Source organism: Phycicoccus sp. 3266, from assembly GCF_031456495.1.
Lineage (GTDB): Bacteria > Actinomycetota > Actinomycetes > Actinomycetales > Dermatophilaceae > Pedococcus.
In genome coordinates this window covers 531,006-552,257 of record NZ_JAVDUW010000003.1, presented here as the reverse complement: position 1 = coordinate 552,257, position 21,252 = coordinate 531,006, and the positions used below count along the sequence as shown (strand labels likewise).

22 protein-coding genes and 1 tRNA gene are annotated in these 21,252 nt (G+C 72.9%); 14 read left to right on the top strand and 9 right to left on the bottom strand.

Annotated features, from left to right (window positions below):
* Window positions 1-518 precede the first annotated feature (518 nt).
* Together J2X64_RS17050 and J2X64_RS17045 are read left to right on the top strand one after the other, a co-directional pair.
* Complete coding sequence (locus J2X64_RS17050; RefSeq protein WP_310157039.1) at window positions 519-728, top strand: hypothetical protein; 210 nt, start codon at window positions 519-521, stop codon at window positions 726-728.
* Window positions 725-1,204: a hypothetical protein gene (locus tag J2X64_RS17045; protein ID WP_310157038.1), complete on the top strand. Its 480-nt coding sequence runs from the start codon at window positions 725-727 to the stop codon at window positions 1,202-1,204. Before J2X64_RS17050 ends, J2X64_RS17045 begins: the two co-directional genes overlap by 4 nt.
* A gap of 102 nt (window positions 1,205-1,306) precedes the next feature.
* Here the strand turns inward: J2X64_RS17045 and J2X64_RS17040 are convergent, their stop codons facing one another.
* Window positions 1,307-2,062: a phosphoribosyltransferase family protein gene (locus J2X64_RS17040; protein WP_310157037.1), complete on the bottom strand. Its 756-nt coding sequence runs from the start codon at window positions 2,060-2,062 to the stop codon at window positions 1,307-1,309.
* Between the two features lie 115 nt (window positions 2,063-2,177).
* Here J2X64_RS17040 and J2X64_RS17035 point away from each other — a divergent pair, with 115 nt between their 5' ends.
* A complete protein-coding gene (locus J2X64_RS17035) occupies window positions 2,178-3,002 on the top strand; it encodes a sigma 54 modulation/S30EA ribosomal C-terminal domain-containing protein (RefSeq protein WP_310157035.1) in 825 nt (274 codons plus the stop codon).
* A 135-nt stretch (window positions 3,003-3,137) separates the two neighbouring features.
* Complete coding sequence (locus J2X64_RS17030) at window positions 3,138-3,713, top strand: hypothetical protein (protein WP_310157033.1); 576 nt, start codon at window positions 3,138-3,140, stop codon at window positions 3,711-3,713.
* A 204-nt stretch (window positions 3,714-3,917) separates the two neighbouring features.
* Here the strand turns inward: J2X64_RS17030 and J2X64_RS17025 are convergent.
* Window positions 3,918-4,005 (bottom strand) — tRNA-Leu (locus J2X64_RS17025).
* 96 nt (window positions 4,006-4,101) lie between these two features.
* On the opposite strand from J2X64_RS17025, the gene J2X64_RS17020 reads away from it, so the two are divergent.
* Together J2X64_RS17020 and J2X64_RS17015 are read left to right on the top strand one after the other, a co-directional pair.
* On the top strand, window positions 4,102-5,436 hold the full coding sequence (locus tag J2X64_RS17020; protein ID WP_310157031.1) for a M20/M25/M40 family metallo-hydrolase: 1,335 nt from the start codon (window positions 4,102-4,104) through the stop codon (window positions 5,434-5,436).
* A gap of 142 nt (window positions 5,437-5,578) precedes the next feature.
* On the top strand, window positions 5,579-6,523 hold the full coding sequence (locus J2X64_RS17015; protein WP_310157029.1) for a hypothetical protein: 945 nt from the start codon (window positions 5,579-5,581) through the stop codon (window positions 6,521-6,523).
* Between the two features lie 5 nt (window positions 6,524-6,528).
* On the opposite strand, the gene J2X64_RS17010 is transcribed toward J2X64_RS17015, so the two are convergent.
* Entirely contained in the window at window positions 6,529-6,714 is a 186-nt protein-coding gene (locus tag J2X64_RS17010; RefSeq protein ID WP_310157027.1) for a DUF5703 family protein, read from the bottom strand.
* Window positions 6,715-6,753: 39 nt separating this feature from the next.
* Here J2X64_RS17010 and J2X64_RS17005 point away from each other — a divergent pair, with 39 nt between their 5' ends.
* The gene (locus J2X64_RS17005; protein ID WP_310157025.1) at window positions 6,754-7,083 is read left to right on the top strand and encodes a primosomal protein; all 330 of its coding nucleotides are present in this window, start codon (window positions 6,754-6,756) and stop codon (window positions 7,081-7,083) included.
* A 10-nt stretch (window positions 7,084-7,093) separates the two neighbouring features.
* Here J2X64_RS17005 and J2X64_RS17000 read toward each other — a convergent pair whose 3' ends face one another.
* Window positions 7,094-8,032, bottom strand: a complete 939-nt coding sequence (locus tag J2X64_RS17000; protein WP_310157022.1) for an aldo/keto reductase — start codon at window positions 8,030-8,032, stop codon at window positions 7,094-7,096.
* Window positions 8,033-8,094: 62 nt separating this feature from the next.
* Here J2X64_RS17000 and J2X64_RS16995 point away from each other — a divergent pair, with 62 nt between their 5' ends.
* Together J2X64_RS16995 and J2X64_RS16990 are read left to right on the top strand one after the other, a co-directional pair.
* Window positions 8,095-9,186 (top strand): LLM class F420-dependent oxidoreductase, encoded by a 1,092-nt coding sequence (locus J2X64_RS16995; protein ID WP_310157020.1) that lies wholly within the window; start codon window positions 8,095-8,097, stop codon window positions 9,184-9,186.
* The gene (locus J2X64_RS16990) at window positions 9,183-10,040 is read left to right on the top strand and encodes an undecaprenyl-diphosphate phosphatase (protein WP_310157018.1); all 858 of its coding nucleotides are present in this window, start codon (window positions 9,183-9,185) and stop codon (window positions 10,038-10,040) included. Before J2X64_RS16995 ends, J2X64_RS16990 begins: the two co-directional genes overlap by 4 nt.
* Window positions 10,041-10,104: 64 nt before the next feature.
* Here the strand turns inward: J2X64_RS16990 and corA are convergent, their stop codons facing one another.
* Window positions 10,105-11,085, bottom strand: a complete 981-nt coding sequence (gene corA, locus J2X64_RS16985; protein ID WP_310157016.1) for a magnesium/cobalt transporter CorA — start codon at window positions 11,083-11,085, stop codon at window positions 10,105-10,107.
* A 58-nt stretch (window positions 11,086-11,143) separates the two neighbouring features.
* On the opposite strand from corA, the gene J2X64_RS16980 reads away from it, so the two are divergent.
* The 4 genes from J2X64_RS16980 to mshC are packed head-to-tail and all read left to right on the top strand — an operon-like array spanning window position 11,144 to window position 14,467.
* Window positions 11,144-11,836, top strand: coding sequence for an MSMEG_4193 family putative phosphomutase (locus J2X64_RS16980; RefSeq protein ID WP_310157014.1), 693 nt, complete (start codon window positions 11,144-11,146; stop codon window positions 11,834-11,836).
* 9 nt (window positions 11,837-11,845) lie between these two features.
* Window positions 11,846-12,385 carry a DUF3090 domain-containing protein gene (locus tag J2X64_RS16975; RefSeq protein WP_310157013.1) on the top strand — a complete coding sequence of 180 codons (540 nt, stop codon included), beginning with the start codon at window positions 11,846-11,848 and terminating at the stop codon, window positions 12,383-12,385.
* Window positions 12,355-13,194, top strand: coding sequence for an SCO1664 family protein (locus J2X64_RS16970; RefSeq protein WP_310157579.1), 840 nt, complete (start codon window positions 12,355-12,357; stop codon window positions 13,192-13,194). The genes J2X64_RS16975 and J2X64_RS16970 overlap by 31 nt, the downstream gene beginning before the upstream one ends.
* 22 nt (window positions 13,195-13,216) lie before the next feature.
* Window positions 13,217-14,467: a cysteine--1-D-myo-inosityl 2-amino-2-deoxy-alpha-D-glucopyranoside ligase gene (gene mshC, locus J2X64_RS16965; RefSeq protein ID WP_310157011.1), complete on the top strand. Its 1,251-nt coding sequence runs from the start codon at window positions 13,217-13,219 to the stop codon at window positions 14,465-14,467.
* Here mshC and J2X64_RS16960 read toward each other — a convergent pair.
* Together J2X64_RS16960 and J2X64_RS16955 are read right to left on the bottom strand one after the other, a co-directional pair.
* A complete protein-coding gene (locus J2X64_RS16960) occupies window positions 14,464-14,886 on the bottom strand; it encodes a VOC family protein (RefSeq protein ID WP_310157009.1) in 423 nt (140 codons plus the stop codon). The genes mshC and J2X64_RS16960 overlap by 4 nt on opposite strands.
* Window positions 14,887-14,896: 10 nt before the next feature.
* Complete coding sequence (locus J2X64_RS16955) at window positions 14,897-15,772, bottom strand: PAC2 family protein (protein ID WP_310157008.1); 876 nt, start codon at window positions 15,770-15,772, stop codon at window positions 14,897-14,899.
* A gap of 93 nt (window positions 15,773-15,865) precedes the next feature.
* Between J2X64_RS16955 and J2X64_RS16950 the strand changes: the two genes are divergently transcribed.
* Complete coding sequence (locus J2X64_RS16950) at window positions 15,866-16,534, top strand: HAD family phosphatase (RefSeq protein ID WP_310157006.1); 669 nt, start codon at window positions 15,866-15,868, stop codon at window positions 16,532-16,534.
* Between the two features lie 73 nt (window positions 16,535-16,607).
* Here J2X64_RS16950 and J2X64_RS16945 read toward each other — a convergent pair whose 3' ends face one another.
* A complete protein-coding gene (locus tag J2X64_RS16945) occupies window positions 16,608-17,453 on the bottom strand; it encodes a PD-(D/E)XK nuclease family protein (RefSeq protein WP_310157003.1) in 846 nt (281 codons plus the stop codon).
* Between the two features lie 56 nt (window positions 17,454-17,509).
* Window positions 17,510-21,223, bottom strand: coding sequence for a methionine synthase (gene metH / locus J2X64_RS16940; protein ID WP_397444088.1), 3,714 nt, complete (start codon window positions 21,221-21,223; stop codon window positions 17,510-17,512).
* Window positions 21,224-21,252 lie beyond the last annotated feature (29 nt).

Here is a 21,252-nt window from a genome sequence, read left to right as displayed (position 1 = left end):
GGGGCCAAGGTCCCGGCGGATGGGCACCCGCGCGCGAGGGGGTGGCACCCGGCATACCCGAGCGCGTGCCCACCCCGGTGGGCGGGACGGAACTCGTGTGCGCCCCATCGGAGGTGACCGGTCGGAAACACACGGGACCAAGGTCCCTACGGGCGACCGGGAGGATTCCGGCGCAATGGTCGTGCGCTCCCGGTCACGAGGGCGTTACCGACGGAGGATCCGGTGCCGGACCGCGGGGAGCCGCGGTCACCGCCCTGGCCGGGGCGGGGCACCGGGGGTGCCGTCGGTGTCGGGAGTCGCGATTCCCGGCAGACGGGGTCCCGGTCGGCCAGCCAGCCGGCCGGGGTCCCGCCCCACCACGGGCTGCAGGGCTCACCGTGCGGAACCCCCCGTCCGGTCTTCGTGTCACCGGTCCTCCTGGAGGCGTAGTGCTCCCCACCCGGCAACCCCTTCCGACCCTTCCCGTCCCCGCCGCAGCGGGGGGCGTGGGCCTCGAGCTCAGGTCCCCGCAAGGGGTGGTGATCCACCTGCTGCGGCACGTCATGGAGCCGTCCTGGGCACCCGGCCCCGCTGCGGCGGTGCTGCTCCGGGACGTCGACGACGACCGCGTCCTTCGGCGCGCTCGTGCCCTGCTGCGGATCGCCACGCGCGAGCGCATCGTCCCGTCCCACGCACGGGCGTTCGCCACGGTCACCATGGCCCTGCACCAGCTGGAGGACCGGGCATGAACCCCACGCGCACCACCCCGCCCCACGCCTCGGCCGTCACGACGAAAGGGTCGCGCCGGCCGGGGCACCCGGCGCCCGTCCCGCCTCCCGGCCCGGGCACTGCCACGGCCGCGGGGCAGGGGACCGGCAGGGGAGCGGACCCGGTCGACCGCCTGGAGGGGATCCGGGTCCGCCTCGCCGCACTGGCGCCGCTGCTGCAGGACGAGCCCGCTCGCCGCCTCGCAGCGGTCCTCCGCGAGGTGGAGTCCCTGGTCGAGCAGCTGCGCCGTCCCCCGACGGGGGAGTCGCAGGCCGCTGGGTCCCCGAGCCGCGCTGTCGCGGACCGGGGTGCCGCGGACCGGGGTGCCGCGGGCCAGGCGGCCCCGGCACCGGGTCGCCCGCACCAGGCGCCGACCGCCCCGACGACCCGGCACCGGCCGCCGGCTCTGCCGTGCGGGCCGGACTACGTGCTCCTACCGGTCCACAAGGCTTCCTGAGCCCAAAGGCTTCTTCCTGAGCCCAGAGGCTTCCTGAGCCCGGTGGACCAGGCTCCCCCTGAGGGGAGCCGCCCGCGACAACAGCCCGGACCTCGACGCGCCCTAGACCTCGGCGTGCGGTCCGGCCCCGGGCGACGCCCCCTGGGCGCCCGCCTCCTGCCCGCCCGGTGCCTCGTCCGCGGCGCGCACGTCCCGACCTCCGTGACGGGCGGCGCGGAGGACTGCCAGCACCTCGTCGTCGCTGACCTGGGGGAACTGCTCGTACCACTCGCCCACCGAGCGCAGGTGCCTCGGTCGCAGCACGCAGCGCACCGAGTCGCACACCTGGCGCAGGGCGGCCGCGGAGTCAGCCGCGCAGACCGGCACGGCCAGGACCACTCGGCCGGCCCCACGGGCGCGGGCGGCCAGGCACGCCGCGCGCGCCGTCGCTCCCGTCGCGACCCCGTCGTCGACGACCACGGCGGTCCGGCCGGCGAGGGGGACCGGCTCCCGCCCCGCCCGGAAGCGGGTCGCGCGACGCGCCACCTCCTGCTCCTCGGCCGCCTCGGCAGCCGCCAGCTCGTCCGGCGTCACCCGGCAGGCGCGGACCGTGCGCTCGTCGACCACCACGACACCGCCCTCCCCGACGGCGCCCATCGCGAGCTCCGGCTGGAGGGGCGCCCCGAGCTTGTGGGCGACCACCACGTCGAGCGGGGCCCCGAGCGTCCTCGCGACCTCGAGCGCCACCGGGACGCCGCCACGCGGCAGGCCGAGGACCACGACGTCGGCACGGCGCAGGTCCGTCACGAGTGCCGCGAGTCGCCGGCCCGCGTCGGCGCGGTCGCGGAAGAGGTCGACCGACGTGTGGAACGGGTTCATGCGGTCAGGCTCCGTCCGGCCCCCTGTTCGTGGCAGGGACGTTCGACCCTGCGCGTCCGGACCCACGAGGCGTACGAACGGGGATGACTCCATCCACGATCCCAGAGGTGACACCGTGCAGGTGACCCAGTCCCTGACCCCGCAGGACGTGCGCGTGACGATCAGCGGCGTCGACGAGCCGGACCTCGCCGAGCTGCTGCGGACCAAGGTCGCGCGCATCTGCAGGCACACCCACGTCCCGGTCACCTCCGCCTGGGTGCGGTTGTCCCGTCACGGGGACCCGGCTGTGAGCCGGCCGATCGTTGCCCAGGCCAACCTCGACCTCGACGGCCGGATGGTGCGGGCCCAGGTCGAGGCGGTGAGCGCGCACGAGGCGGTCGACCTGCTCGACGCACGCCTGCGCGGCCTGGTCCAGCGCGCGGCCAGGCACTGGGAGGCGCGACGGGGTCACGAGCCCTCCTACGCGGCCCACGAGTGGCAGCACGACTCCGAGCCGACGCGCCGCCACACCTGGTACCCGCGCGCCGAGGCCGAGCGCGAGGTCGTGCGGCACAAGACGTTCAGCATCGCCCGGCGGACCGTGGACGAGGCCGTGGCCGAGCTGGAGCTGCTCGACTACGACTTCCACCTCTTCGAGGAGGCCTGCACCGGCATCGACTGCGTGGTCTACCGCGGCGGTCCGACGGGGCTGCGCCTCGCCTATGCCCGCCGGCCTCCACACGGAGTCGCCGTCGCCGCGCACCTCGGGGTCACGGTGAGCCCCAACCCGGCTCCACGCCTGACCACCGCCCAGGCGGTGGAGCGGCTGAACCTCAGCGGTATGCCGTTCTGCTTCTTCCGTGACGCGACCACCGGTCGGCGCGGTTGCGTCCTCTACCACCGTTACGACGGCCACTACGGCCTCATCACGCCGGCGGCCCAGTCCGTCAGCCCGGCCTGAGCGGGGGTGGGCCGGGTGACCTTCGACGACGGGACGGGCGGACGGCCGGCCTCCTCGGCGGAGCCGCCTTCTGCGTCCCACCGGCAGGGCACGTCACGGGGCGCGGACGACGGTTGCCGCCCGGCCAGGCACGTGGTGGCGCAGTGGCACACGCTGTGGTCGCCGTCCGGCGGCCTCGTGCGCCGCAGTGACCGGCTCGAGGCAGGAGCCCTCCTCGGGTCGCTCCTGCTCGTGGTCCTGCTGGTCCCGCTCCTCGTCGGGCTCGGGCTCGCCGTCGGGCGAAACCTCGCCGCCGACGCCGCCCGCCAGCGCGCCACCGGCCACTCGGTGACCGCCGTCCTCCTGCAGGACTCGCCGCCGGTCGCCGTCGACGCCTCCGGGGAGCTCGTGGCGGCGTCGGCGCGCACACCCGCCAGGTGGCACCTGGCCAGTGGGGTGACGCGTGACGGCCTCGTGCCGGCGGACCACGGCCTGCGTGCCGGTGCCCGGGTCCGGATCTGGCTCGACGCGGCCGGCTGGCCGGCGCCGCTGCCGTTGTCACCCTTGCGGGCCGCAGCGACCGGGACCCTCGTGGGCGTGAGCAGCTGGCTGGCGGCACTCGCGGTCCTGACCCTGGGGCTCGCGACACTCCACCAGGGCCTGGAGCACCTCCGCGGCCGCGCCTGGGCACGCGAGTGGGCCGCCGTCGACGCAGGCTCCGACAGGCGGTGACAGCCGCCTCGTGCAGCCACCACGCGGCCCTGGGCCACGGCATACGCGAAGAAGGACCAGACGAAAAGCGTGTCTGGTCCTTCTTCGCGTGGTGTCCGGAGGGGGAGCCGTCGCCCGCTCGTCCCTCACGGGCTCCTCCCAAGTCCGCGGCGGTGCATACGCGAAGAAGGACCAGACGAGAAGCGTGTCTGGTCCTTCTTCGCGTGGTGTCCGGAGGGGGACTTGAACCCCCACGCCCGATAAAGGGCACTAGCACCTCAAGCTAGCGCGTCTGCCATTCCGCCACCCGGACAGGGTGTGAACAGGCCCTCTGGGGGAGCGCCTGCCGCGGTCCGGAACGATAGCACCCAGCCCGACCCGTCTCCCAATCCGCCCCTAGGGTGGGGACATGAGCGACTCGACCCCGCAGGACGTCCGCCCGCAGGACGAGGTCGTCCGGATCTGCCAGGAGCTGATCCGGATCGACTCCACCAACTACGGGGACGGCAGCGGGCCGGGGGAGCGGGAGGCGGCCGACTACGTCGTCGGCCTGCTCCGCGAGGTCGGCCTCGAGCCCGAGGTCGTCGAGTCCGACCCCGGACGCACCAGCGTGGTCGTCCGCCTCGAGGGCGAGGACCGCGAGCGCCCGGGCCTGTGCATCCACGGCCACCTCGACGTCGTCCCGGCCAACGCAGCCGACTGGCAGGTGGACCCGTTCTCGGGCGAGCTGCGCGACGGCTGCGTCTGGGGACGCGGCGCCGTCGACATGAAGGACATGGACGCCATGATCCTGGCCGTGGTCCGCGACCTCGCCCGCCGTGGCGCCAAGCCGCCGCGGGACCTCGTCGTCGCCTTCTTCGCCGACGAGGAGGCCGGTGGGGTCAAGGGCAGCCACCACGTCGTCGACACCCGCCCGGATCTGTTCGAAGGTGTGTCCGAGGCCGTCAGCGAGGTCGGCGGCTACAGCGTCACGGTCCCCGCCAAGGACGGCGGCGACACCCGCGCATACCTCGTCCAGACCGCCGAGAAGGGGATCCTCTGGCTGCGGCTGGTGGCCACCGGCCGGGCCGGGCACGGCTCCGTCCCCAACCCGGAGAACGCCGTGGTCCGGCTCGCCGAGGCCATCGCCCGGATCGCCGCCCACAAGTGGCCCCGCGAGTACGTCGCGTCCGTGCGCGAGCTGCTCGACGGCCTCAGCGCCATCACCGGGACCGCGTGGTCGGACGAGGACCTCGACGAGCTGCTCGAGCACCTCGGCGGCGCGCAGGGCTTCGTGCGGGGGACGTTGCAGGACACCGCGAACTTCACGATGACCGAGGCCGGGTACAAGCACAACGTGATCCCGCAGAGCGCCAGCGCCTCGCTCGACTGCCGCTTCCTCCCCGGCCACGACGACGACCTGCTCGAGACGGTGCGGCAGCTCGCGGGCCAGCACGTCGAGGTCCAGGTCGTCCATCGCGACATCGCCCTGGACTCCCCGTTCGAGGGGCCCCTGGTCGACGCCATGAAGGCCGCGCTGCTGGCAGAGGACCCGGGCGCGGAGATCCTGCCGTACTGCCTCTCGGGCGGCACCGACAACAAGGCCCTGAGCACGCTGGGCATCACCGGCTACGGCTTCGCCCCGCTCCAGCTGCCCGCGGACCTCGACTTCGCGCCGATGTTCCACGGCATCGACGAGCGGGTCCCGGTGTCGGCGCTGGAGTTCGGCACGCGGGTGCTTCAGCGGTTCGTCGCCACCTGCTGAGGCGCTGCACCCGCTCGACGGGGGGGGGGCGTGTGCCGGGAGAGCTGCACCCGGCGAAAGTCGCGGTTACCGGCACGTAGCCAAACGCGGGGTGCCCTCGTTGTCACGGCGTCACCACCTGCGCCGAAAGCGAGCCCCGACGATGCGACTCCACCGCACCACCCTCCTGCGCACCTGCGCCGCGCTCCTCGTCGCAGGCGGCGGGCTGGCCGCGGTCGCGGCTCCCAGCCAGGCCGCCACCGGGACCGACCCGCTCACACCCGTGACGCAGCCGCTGACCGGTGCCGTCGCGCCGCTGCCGACGCTCCCCGTCCCGCTGCCCTCCGCCCCGTCCCTGCCGGCGCTCCCGCTCCCGACCGGGACGAGCACCACCGCATCCGGCAGCAGCACCCCGGCCGCCACGCAGACTGGTGCTGGATCCTCCGGGAACACCGCGTCCTCGGGTGGCGGAACGACCACGACCCGCTCGGGCACCGCCTCGAACCAGTCGCGCTCGGCCTCCGCCTCGACCCAGCCGGGCGCCTCCGCCGCAGCGGACACCCCGGCCGCCTCCCTGTGCGTCTTCGCCTCCAGCGGGTCCACGCCCGCCTTCGAGGTCTCGGCCAAGGCCGTCGGCGCCGACCTGTCCTCCCCCCTCGTGGAGCGCTTTCCGCAGGCGTTCGCGCCCTGCCCCGCAGGCGCGGTGCCGGCCGGTGACCACGTCGCCGCCGTGGATGCGACGGTGAACGGGCTCCTGGGCGCCTGCGTGCGCGTGACCCGTCAGGTCGTCCCCGTCCAGACCACCCTCGTGGTCCTCGACCACGACGTCATCCGCGAGCTCACCGCCGCCGGCCTGCCGCTGCAGCAGCTCGTGGTTCCGTGCCCGGCCGGCGCTGCCTCGCACGCCCCCGGCGCCCACTCCGGCGGGTCGCACGGGTCCTCCTCGCTCACGCAGGCGGACCAGGTGTCGGCGCTGTCGGCGCTCGGCCGGCTCGCCTTCACCGGCAGCGACGTCCTGCCCACGCTGGCCACCGGCATGGGGCTGCTCGTGCTCGGCGCACTGCTGGTGCGGGCCAGCAGGCTCGTCCCGGTGCGCGGCCGCCACTGACCGCGTCAGAGGGGCCGCGGGACCCGGATGATCTTGCGCCGCAGCCACGTCCGCTGGGTGCCACCGAGGTAGATCCGGGTGCGGTGCAGCTCCCAGTGGCCGTACTCCGCGTGCTCCGCGAGGGTGCGGCGGATCTCGGACCGGGAATCCTTGCGCGTGAAGCTCAGCACGCGGTACTCGTACTCGACCATCGCCCTCCATTCTGACCCAGAACCCGATACGGTCGACACATGACCGCTGACCCGCGTGGCGCGCTGACCGCCCTCGTCACCGCGTTCGAGCGGCACCTCGAGGCCTCCGCCGCCAAGCGCGGCGAGGAGGACCCGACGGTCATCGCGGCGTACGACGACCTCGCCGACGCGTTCGCGGCCTACGACGACGCCCTCCTGCAGGCGTACGGCGAGATGACGCCCCTCGACATCTACGACGGTGACGAGGACGACGAGGACGACGAGGAGCTCGACGACCACTCGGACGAGGACGGCGACGGCGTCTACTCCGGCTTCGACGACGAGGACTACGAGGACGTCGACGAGGACGAGGACGACGCCCGCCCCTGACCGACTCGGGTCAGGCGGACACCTCGTCCAGCGCCGCCACGAGCTCCTCGGGCAGCACGAGGTCCTCGGAGGCCAGCGATGTCCGGAGCTGTGCCGTGGTCCGCGCGCCGACGACCGGCGCGACGACTCCCGGACGGTCGCGCACCCAGGCCAGCGCGACCTCGGCGGGGGAGACGTCGAGACCCTTCGCGGCGATCGCCAGGGCCTCGACGACCTGCACGCTGTGGTCGTCGAGGTAGCGGGCCGTGAACCGCGGGAAGTCCCGCGACGCCGCCCGGGAGTCGGCCGGTATGCCGTTGCGGTACTTGCCGGTGAGGACGCCTCGACCGAGCGGTGACCACGGGAGCAGGCCGAAGCCGAGCGCCTGCGCCGCGGCCAGCAGGTCCGGCTCGGCCGACCGGTTGACGAGCGAGTACTCGACCTCGTTGGCCACCAGCGGCACCCGGGCCTGCTCGAGCAGCGAGAGTGCTCGCGTGGTCTGCCAGCCGCTGTAGTTGGACACCCCGACATAACGGGCGCGCCCCGTGCCCACCGCCCACTCCAGGGCCGACAGCGTCTCGGTCAGCGGCACCTCGTCCGACCAGGTGTGCACCAGCCAGAGGTCGACGTGGTCGGTGCCGAGCCGCTCCAGCGAGGTGTCGAGCTGGCTGAGCAGGCTGTGGCGCGAGGTGTCCACGACCCGGTGGCCGGAGCGGCGGGAGATGCCCGACTTGGTGCAGATCAGCAGGTCCTCACGGGACACCTCGTCCTCGAGCAGCCGGCCGATGATCTCCTCCGACGCCCCGTCGGCATACCCGTGCGCGGTGTCGACGAGGTCGCCGCCGGCGTCGAGGAAGGTGCGCAGCTGCTCGCGCGCGCCCTCCTCGTCGGTGGTCCGCCCCCACGTCATCGTCCCGAGGGCGAGGCGGGAGACCGACAGCCCGGAGCTGCCCATTCGTCTGTGGCGCATGTCTCGGTACCGTACTTGGCCGCGGCGGCGGAGCCGGGACGGCCCGCCGCTAGCCTCGCCCCATGGAACTCGGCGTGAACCTCGGCTACTTCGGCATGGGCGTCGACGGCGACAACGTCGCGGTCGCCAAGGAGGCGGACCGGCTCGGGTACTCGGTCGCGTGGGCGGCCGAGGCGTACGGCTCCGACGTCCCCACCGTCCTGGCGTGGATCGGCGCGCAGACCGAGCGCATCGGGCTCGGCGCAGCGGTGATGCAGATCCCCGGCCGGACCCCCGCGATGACCGCGATGACGGCCGCGACCCTCGACACCCTGTCCGGCGGCCGCTTCCGCCTCGGCCTCGGCGTCAGCGGCCCGCAGGTCAGCGAGGGCTGGCACGGCGTGCGCTTCGACGCGCCGCTGGGCCGCACCCGGGAGTACGTCGACATCGTCCGGATGGCGCTGCGCCGGGAGACCGTGGCGTACCAGGGGAAGCACTTCACGCTGCCGCTGCCCGACGGGCCCGGCAAGGCGCTCAAGCTCACGGTCCACCCGCCGCGCCCGCACATCCCGCTCTACCTCGCCGCCGTCGGGCCGAAGAACCTCGAGCTGGCCGGTGAGGTCGCGGACGGCTGGCACGCGATCTTCTTCAGCCCCGAGCACTCCGGCGACCTCGTCGAGTCCGTGCGCACCGGGCGCCGCAGGGCCGGGCACGGCGCCGACGGCACCGACCCGCTGGCCGGCTTCGACATCGCCCCGTCGGTGCCGGTCGTGATCGCCGACGACGTCGAGGCCGCGGCCGACGCGATCCGCCCGTATGCCGCGCTGTACGTGGGCGGCATGGGCTCGCGCGAGCAGAACTTCTACAACCGGCTGGCCTGCCGCATGGGGTTCGAGGAGGCCGCCGCGACGGTGCAGGACCTCTACCTGGCCAAGCAGCACCGCGACGCCGCGGCCGCCGTGCCCTTCGAGTTCATCGACGACACGACCCTGATCGGGCCGCCGGACCGCATCCGCGACCGGCTCCAGCGGTATGCCGACGCCGGCGTGGGGACGCTGTCGGTGGCGCCGTTCGCCGGCGCGCTGGAGGACCGCCTGCGGGTCGTGCGCACCATGGCCGAGCTCATGGGGGACACTGGCTCCGCCGTTCCCGCCCCCACGAAAGCAGACCAGTGACGCTGAGCTTCCTCCAGGCCATCATCCTCGGCATCGTCGAGGGCCTCACCGAGTTCCTGCCGGTGTCCTCCACCGGGCACCTCACCATCACCGAGAAGCTGCTGGGGCTGCAGGTCGACGCGCCCGCGATCACGGCATACACCGCGATCATCCAGCTCGGCGCGATCCTGGCCACTCTGCTCTTCTTCTGGCGCGACATCGTGCGGCTCCTGGTCGCCTGGGTGCGCGGCCTCGGCAGCGCCGAGGCGCGCACCCACCACGACTACCAGCTCGCATGGGCCGTCATCGTCGGCTCGATCCCCGTGGGGATCGTGGGCTTCCTCGCCAAGGACCTCATCAGCGGGCCGCTGCGCAGCCTCTGGGTCGTCGCAGCAGCCCTCATCCTGTGGAGCGTCGTGATGTGGCTTGCCGAGTCGCGGCACGGCAAGCTCGAGCGCGAGGGCGTGGAGCGCACCGAGGGTGGCGTCACCCTCATGGACGGCCTCGTCATCGGCCTGGTGCAGTGCTTCGCGCTGATCCCCGGGGTGTCGCGCTCCGGCGCCACGATCTCGGCCGGCCTGTTCCGCGGGATCGACCGCGTGTCGGCGACGCGCCTGTCCTTCTTCATGGCCATCCCGGCCCTCACCGCGGCCGGCCTGTTCGAGGCCGTGCAGGAGAAGGACCACCTCAAGCTGCTCGGCGGCGCCCAGATGGCCGTCGGCATCGTGGTGGCGTTCGTCGTCGCCTACGCCTCGATCGCGTGGCTGCTGCGGTTCGTCTCCAGCAACAAGATCACCGCCTTCGTCTGGTACCGCGTGGCCCTCGGCCTCGTGCTCGCCGTGGTCCTCGCCACGGGGGCCATGTCGGCCACCTGACCGGTTCTTGCCTTCCCCGGGCCCGGCGGTCCGGGGAAGGCGGTTGCGGGAGCAGGCGGGTGCGCTAGAGCCAGCCGGACTTCTTGAACATCCGGTAGAGCACGAGGCACGCGGCTCCCATGAGGCCCAGCGCCTCGAAGTAGCCGTAGTACCAGTGCAGCTCGGGCATGTGGTCGAAGTTCATGCCGTAGATGCCGGCGATCATGGTCGGCACCGCGGCCATCGCGACCCACGCCGAGATCTTGCGCATGTCGTTGTTCTGCTGCACCGAGATCTGCGCCAGGTGCGCGCTGAGGATGTCGGTGAGCAGGCGGTCGTAGGACTCCATGTGGTCGATGACCCGCAACAGGTGGTCCGCGACGTCCCGCAGCAGCAGCCGGACCTCCTTGTCGGGCAGCGGGGACCGTGACCCGTCGTGCAGCATGCGCAGGGGAGCGGCGAGCGGCGTCGCGGCCCGCCGGAACTCGAGCACCTCGCGCTTGAGCCGGTAGATCGTCTCCGACGTCACCGTCTCCGACCCGGCGAAGACCGACTGCTCGATCTCCTCGAGGTCGTCCTGCAGCTCGGCGTCGATGGCCAGGTAGTTGTCGACGACCGCGTCGGTGACGGCGTGCAGCACCGCGATGGCCCCGTGCGAGAGCATCTCGGGGTTGGCCTCCAGCCGCGCCCGCACCGCCTTCAGCGGGCCGGCCTCGCCGTACCGGACCGTGACGACGAACCGGTCCCCGACGAACATCATCACCTCGCCGGTCTCGATGTCCGAGGTCTCCTCGATGTACCGCAGCGGCTTGAGGACCACGAACATCGTGTTGTCGTACAGCTCGACCTTGGCCCGCTGGTGGCCGTTGACGGCGTCCTCGACGGCGAGCGGGTGCAGCTGCAGCTCCTCGTTGACGAGGTCGAACTCCGCCGAGGTCGGGTCCTTGAGCCCGATCCACAGGAAGTCGGTGCTCTCGTCGTCGGCGCGCAGGGCGTCAAGCGCGTCGCTGAGGTCGCCGCACGGCTCACGGCGCCCTCGCCGGTAGATGGCCTGGTCCACGATCACGGGAACACTCCACCACGCCGGGGGCTGCCGGGCACGGAGCCACACGTATGGTTCGTGCGTGCCCACCGTCATCATCGTCCGCCACGGCCACTCCACGTCGAACGGCGACGGCACCCTCGCCGGGCGCACGCCCGGCATACACCTCAGCGACAAGGGGCGCGAGCAGGCGGCGCGGCTGGCCGAGCGGTTCGCCGGCGCCACGCTCGCGCGGGTCGTGAGCAGCCCGCTGGAGCGGTGCCGGGAGACGGCCGAGGTGATCGCCGCGGCCGTGGGCGCCGACGTCGCGGTCGACGACGACCTGCAGGAGTGCGCCTACGGCGCGTGGACCGGGCGCAAGCTCAGCGAGCTCGCCAAGGAGCCGCTCTGGTCCACCGTGCAGGACGACCCCGCCTCCGCGCGCTTCCCCGACGACGACGTGTATGCCGCCGAGAGCCTCGCCGAGATGTCCGACCGGGTCGTGCGCGCGGTGCAGCGGCACGACAGCGAGGTGCGCGAGGCCCACGGCGAGAACGCCGTGTGGGCGGCGGTGACGCACGGCGACCTGGTCAAGGCGCTGCTCGCCGACGCCACCGGGGCAGGCCTGGAACGGTTCCAGCGGTACACCGCCGACCCCGCGTCGGTCTCGGTGGTGCGCTACGGCGGCCGGCACACCTTCCTGCTCGCGGCCAACGACATCGCCCCCGACCTCTCCCGCTTCCACACCGAGGAGCCGCCACCGGCCGACGCCGCCGTGGGCGGGGGCGCCGGTTAGGCTCGCTCCATGGCGCTCGTCGAGTTCGACCCACCGGACCGATTCGTGGCCGGCACCGTCGGCCCCCCGGGCCAGCGCACCTTCTTCCTCCAGGCCAGCTCGGGGCGTCGGCTCACGAGCGTCTCGCTGGAGAAGGAGCAGGTGTCGGTCCTGGCCGACCGGATCAACGACCTTCTGGACAGCTACGCCGGGGGAGCGGGCGGTGACCACGCCGCTGCCGCCCTGACCGACAACGCTCCGCTGGACACCCCCATCGAGGACGAGTTCCGCGTCAACACGCTCAGCCTCGCCTGGGACGAGGCCCGTGGGGTCGTCGTCATCGAGGCCCTCGACCGCGACCCCGACGACCCCGAGGCAAGCCTCGACCCGTCGGTCCTGACCGAGGAGCCCCGCCAGATCCGCGTGGTCCTCCCGCCCGCGACGGCACGGGCCTTCGCCCGCCGGGCCCAGTCGGTGGTCTCCGCCGGCCGGCCGCCGTGCCCGTTCTGCGGTGGTCCCCTCGAGCCCGAGGGCCACATCTGTCCGCGCGCGAACGGCTACAAGCGCTGAGCGTCTGGCCGACCGACCCGCAGGCCGTCGAGGAGCTGCTCACGACGGCGGACCTGTTCGTGCTGGGCGCCCTCGCGGACGCGTCCAACCTCGCGCTGCTCGTGCGCCTCGGCTCCGACGAGGGACCGCTCGCGGTCTACAAGCCCATCTCCGGTGAGCGGCCGCTGTGGGACTTCCCGGACGGCTCCCTCGCCGCGCGCGAGGTGGCGGCACGGCTCATCAGCGACCTCGGCGGGTGGGGCGTCGTCCCGACGACGGTGCTCCGCGAGGGGCCGCACGGTCCCGGCTCGGTGCAGCGCTGGGTCGGCGACCCCGAAGAGGTTCCTGAGCACCCGGTCGACGTCGTCCCGGCCGGCCGCGTGCCGCAGGGATGGCTGCCGGTGCTGCAGGGCGAGGACGAGCGGGGTCGTGCCGTCGTCGTGGTGCACGAGGACACCCCTGCCGCCCGGTCGGTCGCGGTGTTCGACGCGGTGATCAACAACGCCGACCGCAAGGGCTCGCACCTCGTCCGGGTCGAGGACGGCCTGCGCGGCTTCGACCACGGGGTCAGCCTGCACGAGGAGCGCAAGCTGCGGACCGTGCTCTGGGGGTTCGCCGGCCAGCCGGTGTCCGACGAGGAGCTGGCGCGCGTGGACCGCGTGCTCACGGCCGTCTCGGACGGGACGTCGGACCTGCGGACCGACCTCGACGTGCTCCTGACGTCCGCCGAGGTGGCCGCCCTGGAGGCGCGCTGCCGCGCCCTGCTGGCGGCCGCGGCATACCCCAGGCCGTCGGGGCAGTGGCCGGCCATCCCGTGGCCGCCGCTCTGAGCGGCCCACGTAGGCTTCGCTCGTGATCTCCTGGCCCACGCCCTCCATCCCCTCCGTGCCGGGCACCGGTCGCCCCGTCCAGTTCTTCGACACCTCGACCGGTGTCGTCCGCGCCCTCACGCCCGGCCCCACCGCACGCCTGTACGTCTGCGGGATCACGCCCTACGACGCGACGCACATGGGCCACGCCGCCACCTACGTCACCTTCGACGTGCTCGGCCGGGCGCTGCGCGACGCCGGGCACCGGGTGCAGTACGTCCAGAACATCACCGACGTCGACGACCCGCTGCTCGAGCGCGCGGAGCGCGACGGCATCAGCTGGGAGCAGCTGGCCGCCGACGAGATCGCGCTGTTCCGCGAGGACATGACGGCCCTGGCGGTGATCCCCCCGGACCAGTACGTCGGCGTCGTGGAGAGCATCGTGCCGGTGGCCGGGGCGGTGCAGGCCCTCCTGGAGTCCGGCGCGGCGTACACCGTCGACACCCCGGACTCGCCGGCCGGTGACGACGTCTACCTCGACCTCACCCGCGACCCCGGCTTCGGCTCGGTCTCCAACTGGTCCCGCGAGCAGATGCTGGCCGTCTTCGCCGAGCGGGGCGGCGACCCCGACCGCGCCGGCAAGCGCGACCGGCTCGACCCGCTCCTGTGGCGCGCGGCCCGGCCGGGGGAGCCGTCCTGGGCCGCCAAGGGGCTGCCCGACGGGCGACCGGGCTGGCACATCGAGTGCACGTCGATCGCGCTGGACCACCTCGGCATGGCGTTCGACGTCCAGGGTGGCGGCACCGACCTCGTCTTCCCGCACCACGAGATGAGCGCGACGCAGGCCACCGTCCTGACCGGCGAGCGGCCGTTCGCGCGGACGTACGCGCACCAGGCGATGGTGGGCCTCGACGGCGAGAAGATGAGCAAGTCCCGCGGCAACCTCGTGCTGGTCTCGAAGCTGCGCGCCGACGGCGTCGACCCGATGGCCATCCGCCTGGCGCTGCTCGCGCACCACTACCGCACCGAGTGGTCCTGGACCGACGCCGGGCTGGCCGAGGCCCGGGAGCGGCTGGACCGGTGGCGCGCGGCGTTCTCGGTCGCCACGGCTCCGTCTTCCGACGGCGTGGTGCAGGAGCTCCGGGCCCGCGTCGCGGACGACCTCGACACTCCCGGCGCCCTCGCCGTGGTGGACCGCTGGGCTCACCGCACGCTCACCGTCGGCGGCGACGACGAGGCGGCACCGGGTGTGCTGGCCCGGGCCGTCGACGCCATCCTCGGCGTCCGCGTCTAGGAGTACCGGCCGCCGGCAGCGGTCGGCTCGGCCCCGTCGGGCCAGGCGGCGACGCACACCCTGTTGCCGCCGTCGTCGGAGAGGATCCACGCGGCAGGCGCGGCACTGTGGTCGATGACGTGGCCACCTGCCGCCAACGCCGCCGCCACCCGCGCCTCCGCGTGCTCCCGGGCGAGCGAGACGTCGATGTGCATGGCGTGCCGCAGCGGCTTGTCCGGGTCGAGCTCCTGCATCCAGACCGTCGAGCTGTGACCGAGGGGGTCGACGGCGTTGTCGTCGGCCAGTGGTGCGTAGCCCAGCACAGCGCGCCAGAAGCCGACGTCCCCTTTGCCCGGATGGGCCGCGACCGCGACCTGGACCTTCTGGACGGCGGCACGGTCGGCGACCGCTCCGTGCGCCCGGGGGGGTGGTGGTGTCAACCACCGGTCCCTAGGCGGGCCCCCCGGGGCCGGGTTGCGGTCCGCCGTTCTGACCGCGCCGGCGCAGGTAGCGCTCGAACTCGCGGGCGATCGCGTCGCCGCTGGCCTCGGGCAGGTCGGCCGTGTCCTGGGCCTGCTCGAGCGACTGGACGTACTCGGCGACCTCGTCGTCGGTCTCCGCGAGCTCGTTGACGCCGCGCTCCCACGCGCGGGCGCCCTCGGGGAGGTCGCCGTGGGGGATGGGCGCGTCGAGCAGCTCCTCGAGCCGCGAGATGAGGGCGAGCGTGGCCTTCGGGGACGGCGTGTGGCCCGCGTAGTGAGGCACTGCTGCCCAGCACGAGACCGACTGCAGCCCGCTCTGCGTCGCCGCGTCGGCGAGCACGCCCACGATCCCGGTCGGGCCCTCGTAGCGGCTCGGCTCGAGGTCGAAGCGGTGGATGACGTCCTCGTCCTCGGAGGTGGCCGTCACGGGGATGGGCCGGGTGTGCGCCACGTCCGCCATGAGCGCGCCGAGCGTGATGACCGTGCTGGCGCCGACCTCCTGGGCGAACTCCATCAGCTCGATCGTGAAGGCCCTCCAGCGGAACGACGGCTCGATGCCCTGCACGAGGACCACGTCGCGGTCCAGGCCCGAGCTCGAGGCCACGAGGATCCGGGTCGTGCGCCAGTGGATCCGTCGCCGGCCGTCGTCCAGCACGACGCGGGGACGGTTGACCTGGAAGTCGTAGTACTCCTCGGGGTCCAGGGCGGCGATCGGCTCGGCGTCCCAGACGTCGACCAGGTGGTCGATGGCCGCGGTGGCTGCCTCGCCCGCGTCGTTCCACCCCTCGAAGGCGGCGATCACGACCGGGTTGTCCAGCTCCGGCACGTCCTCGAGTTCGATCACCGTTCCTCCTTCGCGCACCGGCGGGGTGCCGGTCTTCCCAGCCTACGGTCCCGTGGTCGGGAGGGTGCGCAGGCCCACGTAGACTCGGCCGACGTGACCGACCTGCCCGCCGCCGTCTTCTGGGACATGGACGGCACCCTCGTCGACACCGAGCCGTACTGGATCGCAGCCGAGCACGCGATCGTCGAGGAGGCCGGTGGCGTCTGGAGCGACGAGTACGCCCACGAGCTCGTCGGCAACGACCTCATGGTGTCCGCGCAGTTCATCCGGGACAACAGCCCCGTCGACCTCGACCCGCTCGAGATCATCGACCGGCTGCTCGAGCGGGTCATCGTCCAGGTCCGCGAGCACGTGCCGTGGCGCCCCGGTGCCCTCGAGCTGCTCGAGGCCCTCGCCGCCGAGTCGGTGCCGAGCGCGCTGGTGACCATGTCGTGGCGGTCGCTCGCCGACGCCGTCGTGGGGGCCCTGCCCGAGGGCACGTTCGCCGCCGTCATCACCGGCGACGAGGTCGAGCACGGCAAGCCCCACCCGGAGCCGTACCTCGCCGCCGCCCGCGCCCTCGGCGTGGAGGCGAGAGAGTGCGTCGCCATCGAGGACTCGCCGACCGGGGTCCGGTCGGCCGTGGGGGCGGGCGTGCCGACGCTCGCCGTCCCGCACGTCGTGCCCGTGCCCGTCATCGCCGGGGCGGTGCAGGCGCCGAGCCTGCGGGGGCTCACCCCGCGCGACCTGCGCACCCTGTTCGACGGGGCCCGCCGGGGCTAGCGCCCGGCGGCCCGGCGGCCCGGTGGGCAGCCGGAGCCGGCCGGAGCCGGCCGGAGCCGGCTGTCCGTCAGGCCTAGTCGTCCGCCGGGACGACCTGGCCCGAGACGCCCGGGTCCAGGGCGATCCGCGCCGCGTTCTCCGGCAGCGGCGGCGGCGTGCCGCCCCAGGCGGGGCAGAACTGGCGGAAGTCGCACCAGTCGCACAGCCGTGAGGTCTTGGGTCGCCAGTCCCCGGTGGTGGCGGCGCGCTCGATGGCGCCCCACACCGCCTTGAGGTTGCGCTCGAGGCTGAGCAGGTCGTGCTCGTCGGGGGAGTACCGCACCACCTCGCCGTTGCCGAGGTAGACCAGCTGGAGCAGCCGCGGGATCTCACCGCGCAACCGCCAGAGCACGAGCGCGTAGAACTTCATCTGGAACAGCGCCTTGCCCTCGAACAGCTCGCTGGGGGAGCGGCCGGTCTTGTAGTCGACGACCCGCATGGCGCCGTCGGGGGCCACGTCGAGCCGGTCGACGTACCCGCGCAGGACCAGGCCGTCCACGTCGGTCTCGACGTAGAGCTCGCGCTCGGCGGGCTCGAGCCGGGTCGGGTCCTCGAGGGTGAACCAGGTCTCGATCAGCGCGTTGGCCTCACCGAACCACGAGTCGAGGGTGCGCTGTTCGTCCCCGGCGATCATCTCGGCGAGCTCGGGCTCCTGCTCGACCAGCTGCTGCCACTGCGGTCCGACCAGCTCGGCCGCGGCCGAGGGGGTCCGCTGCTCGGGCGGCAGGTCGAAGAGCCGCTCCAGCACGGCGTGGACGAGCGTGCCACGGGCCGCCGCGGGCGAGGGCGGGGCGGGCAGCTTGTCGACGGCGCGGAAGCGGTAGAGCAGGGGGCACTGCTTGAAGTCCGACGCTCGGCTCGGGGACAGGGCGGGAACCATGGGTCACACGCTATGCGGCGTCACCGACAGGCTCGTCGAGGCACACCGCGACCGCGTCAGTCCTCCGGGATGTAGCCGAGGTTGGGGGACAGCCAGCGCTCGGCCTCGGCCAGGCTCCAGCCCTTGCGCTCCGCGTAGTCCTCGACCTGGTCCCGCCCGAGCCGTCCCACGACGAAGTACTGCGACTGCGGGTGCGAGAAGTACCAGCCCGACACCGAGGCCCCCGGCCACATGGCCATCGACTCGGTGAGCTCGATCCCGGTCTTCTCCTGGACCCCCAGCAGGTCCCAGAGGAGCTCCTTCTCGGTGTGGTCGGGGCAGGCGGGGTAGCCGGGCGCAGGGCGGATCCCGGTGTACTTCTCGGCGATGAGGTCGTCGCCCGTCAGGTGCTCGTCGGGCGCGTAGCCCCAGAAGTCGTGGCGGACGCGCTCGTGCATGCGCTCGGCGAACGCCTCGGCCAGCCGGTCGGCGAGGGCCTCGAGCATGATCGCGCTGTAGTCGTCGCCCTCGGCCTTGAGCTGCATGACCCGTTCCTGCGACCCGAGCCCGGCCGTGACCGCGAAGGCCCCGACGTGGTCGGACAGGCCCGACTCCCGCGGCGCGACGAAGTCGGACATGGCCCGGTTGGGCACGCCCTCGCGGTGGCTCCCCTGCTGGCGCAGCGTGTGCAGCGTCGTCGCGACGTGCTCGCGGCTCTCGTCGGTGTACACCTCGATGTCGTCGCCAACGGCGTTGGCGGGGAACAGCCCGATGACGCCCTCGGCGCGCAGCCAGCGCTCCTCGACGACCCGGTCGAGCATCTCCTGCGCGTCCTGCCACAGCCGGGTCGCCGCCTCGCCGGTGGCGGGGTTGTTGAGGATGTCGGGGAAGCGCCCCTTCATCTCCCAGGCGAGGAAGAACGGCCCCCAGTCGATGTACTCGCGCAGCTCGGCGAGCGGGTACTCGTGGAAGGTCTTCACGAACTGGGTCGGGATCTTCCCGCGCGTACCGGACTGGCGCCGGAGCAGCTCCTTCTCCTGCGCGGCCACCAGGTGCGGCACGGGCGGGTGGTATGCCGTCCAGTCGATCGGCGTGGCGTGCGCCCGTGCCTGCTCGATGGGGACCAGCGGGCGCTCGGTGGCCTTGGCGGCGTGGCGGGCGCGCAGCGAGTCGTAGTCGGCCTCGACCTGGGCCATGAGCCTCGGGCGCTGCTCGTCCGACAGCAGCTGCGACACCACGGGGACGGACCGCGACGCGTCCTTCACCCACACGACGGGACCGTGGTAGCGCTGGTCGACCTTGACGGCCGTGTGCGCGCGCGAGGTGGTCGCCCCGCCGATGAGCAACGGAAGGTCGAAGCCCTGTCGCTCCATCTCGGCGGCGAAGTTGACCATCTCGTCCAGGCTGGGCGTGATGAGCCCGGAGAGGCCGATGACGTCGGCGTTCTCGGCCTTGGCCGCGTCGAGGATCTTCTGCGCGGGCACCATGACGCCGAGGTCGACGACGTCGTAGTTGTTGCACTGCAGCACCACGCCGACGATGTTCTTGCCGATGTCGTGGACGTCGCCCTTGACCGTGGCCATGACGACCTTGCCCTTGGCGCGCTTGGGGGCGTCGGTCTTCTCGGCCTCGATGTACGGGATGAGGTAGGCGACGGCCTTCTTCATGACGCGCGCCGACTTCACCACCTGCGGCAGGAACATCTTGCCGCTGCCGAACAGGTCGCCGACGACGTTCATGCCGTCCATGAGCGGGCCCTCGATGACCTCGATCGGGCGGCCGCCGCGCTCCTCGATGAGGGCGCGCAGCTCCTCGGTGTCGGCCTCGACGTGGTCGTCGATGCCCTTGACGAGGGCGTGCGTGATCCGCTCCTCGACGGGCAGCGACCGCCACTCCTCGGTCTTCTCCTCGGCCGCCTCGCCGCTGCTGTTGAAGCGGTCGGCGATCTCGAGCAGCCGCTCGGTCGAGTCGGGGCGGCGGTTGAGGACGACGTCCTCGATCCGCTCGCGCAGCTCGGCGTCGATCTCGTCGTAGACGACGAGGGCGCCGGCGTTGACGATGCCCATGTCCATGCCGGCCCGGATGGCGTGGAAGAGGAAGACCGCGTGGATCGCCTCACGCACCGGGTTGTTGCCGCGGAACGAGAACGAGACGTTGGAGACGCCGCCGGAGACGAGTGCGCCGGGGAGGTTCTCCTTGATCCAGCGCGTGGCCTCGATGAAGTCGGTGCCGTATGCCGCGTGCTCCTCGATGCCCGTGGCCACCGCGAAGATGTTGGGGTCGAAGATGATGTCCTCTGCGGGCAGGCCGACCTCCTGGGTGAGGATGTCGTAGGCCCTCTTGCAGATCACCTTGCGCCGCTCGAGGCTGTCAGCCTGGCCCTCCTCGTCGAACGCCATCACCACGACGGCCGCGCCGTACTTGCGGCACAGGCGGGCCTGCTCGACGAACTTCTCGACGCCCTCCTTCATGGAGATGGAGTTGACGATCGGCTTGCCCTGCACGCACTTGAGGCCGGCCTCGATGACCTCCCACTTCGAGGAGTCGATCATCAGCGGCACACGGGAGATGTCCGGCTCGGAGGCGACCAGCTTGAGGAACCGGTCCATCGCCGCGACGCCGTCGATCATCCCCTCGTCCATGTTGACGTCGATGACCTGCGCGCCGGCCTCGACCTGCTGCCGGGCGACGTTGAGCGCGGTGGGGTAGTCCTCCGCCTGGATGAGCTTGCGGAACCGCGCGGAGCCGGTGATGTTGGTCCGCTCGCCGACGTTGACGAAGAGCGACTCCTCGGTGACGGTCAGCGGCTCCAGGCCGGAGAGGCGCAGGGCCGGCGAGGCCTCCCCGGGCACCCGCGGCTGCTCCCCCGCGGCTGCCTCGGCGATCGCCTTGATGTGGTCGGGGGTGGTGCCGCAGCACCCGCCGAGCAGGTTGACCAGCCCGGCCTGCGCGAACTCGCCGACCACCGCGGCCATGGCGTCCGGCGTCTCGTCGTACTCGCCGAAGTGGTTGGGCAGCCCGGCGTTCGGGTAGCACGACACGAAGGTGTCGGCCACGCGCGCCAGCTCCGCGGCATACGGGCGCATCTCGGCGGCACCGAGCGCGCAGTTGAGGCCCACCGCCAGCGGCCGGGCGTGGCGGACGCTGTGCCAGAAGGCCTCGGTGACCTGCCCCGACAGGGTGCGGCCGGAGGCGTCGGTGATGGTGCCGGAGATGATGACCGGCCAGCGGCGGTCGTGCTCCTCGAAGAGGGTCTCGAGCGCGTAGATCGCGGCCTTGGCGTTGAGGGTGTCGAAGATCGTCTCGACGATGAGGACGTCCGCGCCGCCGTCGACGAGGCCGCGCGCCTGCTCGAGGTACGCCTCGACCAGCTCGTCGTAGCTGACGTTGCGCTTGCCCGGGTCGTTGACGTCGGGGGAGATGGAGGCCGTGCGGTTCGTGGGACCGAGCGCGCCGAGCACCCACCGCGGGCGGTCGGGCGTGCGCGCGGTCATGGCGTCGCACGCCTCGCGGGCCAGGCGGGCGGCCGCGACGTTCATCTCGTAGGCGAGGTCGGACATGCCGTAGTCGGCCAGCGAGATGCGCTGGGCGTTGAAGGTGTTCGTCTCGACCAGGTCGGCGCCCGCCTCGAGGTAGGCGTCGTGGATGCCGCGGATGACGCCCGGCTGGGTGAGCGACAGGAGGTCGTTGTTGCCCTTGAGGTCGTCGGCCCAGTCGGCGAACCGCTCGCCGCGGTAGTCCTCCTCGGCCAGCCCCTCCCGCTGGATCATGGTGCCCATGGCGCCGTCCATCACGAGGATCCGCTCGCGCAGGGCAGCCC

Coding starts and splice junctions, on each gene's coding strand:
- J2X64_RS17045 (WP_310157038.1), top strand. CDS start 725: ATGAACCCCACGCGCACCACCCCGCCCCACGCCTCGGCCGTCACGACG.
- J2X64_RS17040 (WP_310157037.1), bottom strand. CDS start 2,062: ATGAACCCGTTCCACACGTCGGTCGACCTCTTCCGCGACCGCGCCGAC.
- J2X64_RS17020 (WP_310157031.1), top strand. CDS start 4,102: ATGAGCGACTCGACCCCGCAGGACGTCCGCCCGCAGGACGAGGTCGTC.
- J2X64_RS17015 (WP_310157029.1), top strand. CDS start 5,579: ATGCGACTCCACCGCACCACCCTCCTGCGCACCTGCGCCGCGCTCCTC.
- J2X64_RS17010 (WP_310157027.1), bottom strand. CDS start 6,714: ATGGTCGAGTACGAGTACCGCGTGCTGAGCTTCACGCGCAAGGATTCC.
- J2X64_RS17005 (WP_310157025.1), top strand. CDS start 6,754: ATGACCGCTGACCCGCGTGGCGCGCTGACCGCCCTCGTCACCGCGTTC.
- J2X64_RS17000 (WP_310157022.1), bottom strand. CDS start 8,032: ATGCGCCACAGACGAATGGGCAGCTCCGGGCTGTCGGTCTCCCGCCTC.
- J2X64_RS16995 (WP_310157020.1), top strand. CDS start 8,095: ATGGAACTCGGCGTGAACCTCGGCTACTTCGGCATGGGCGTCGACGGC.
- J2X64_RS16975 (WP_310157013.1), top strand. CDS start 11,846: ATGGCGCTCGTCGAGTTCGACCCACCGGACCGATTCGTGGCCGGCACC.
- J2X64_RS16945 (WP_310157003.1), bottom strand. CDS start 17,453: ATGGTTCCCGCCCTGTCCCCGAGCCGAGCGTCGGACTTCAAGCAGTGC.
- metH (WP_397444088.1), bottom strand. CDS start 21,223: ATGGACGGCGCCATGGGCACCATGATCCAGCGGGAGGGGCTGGCCGAG.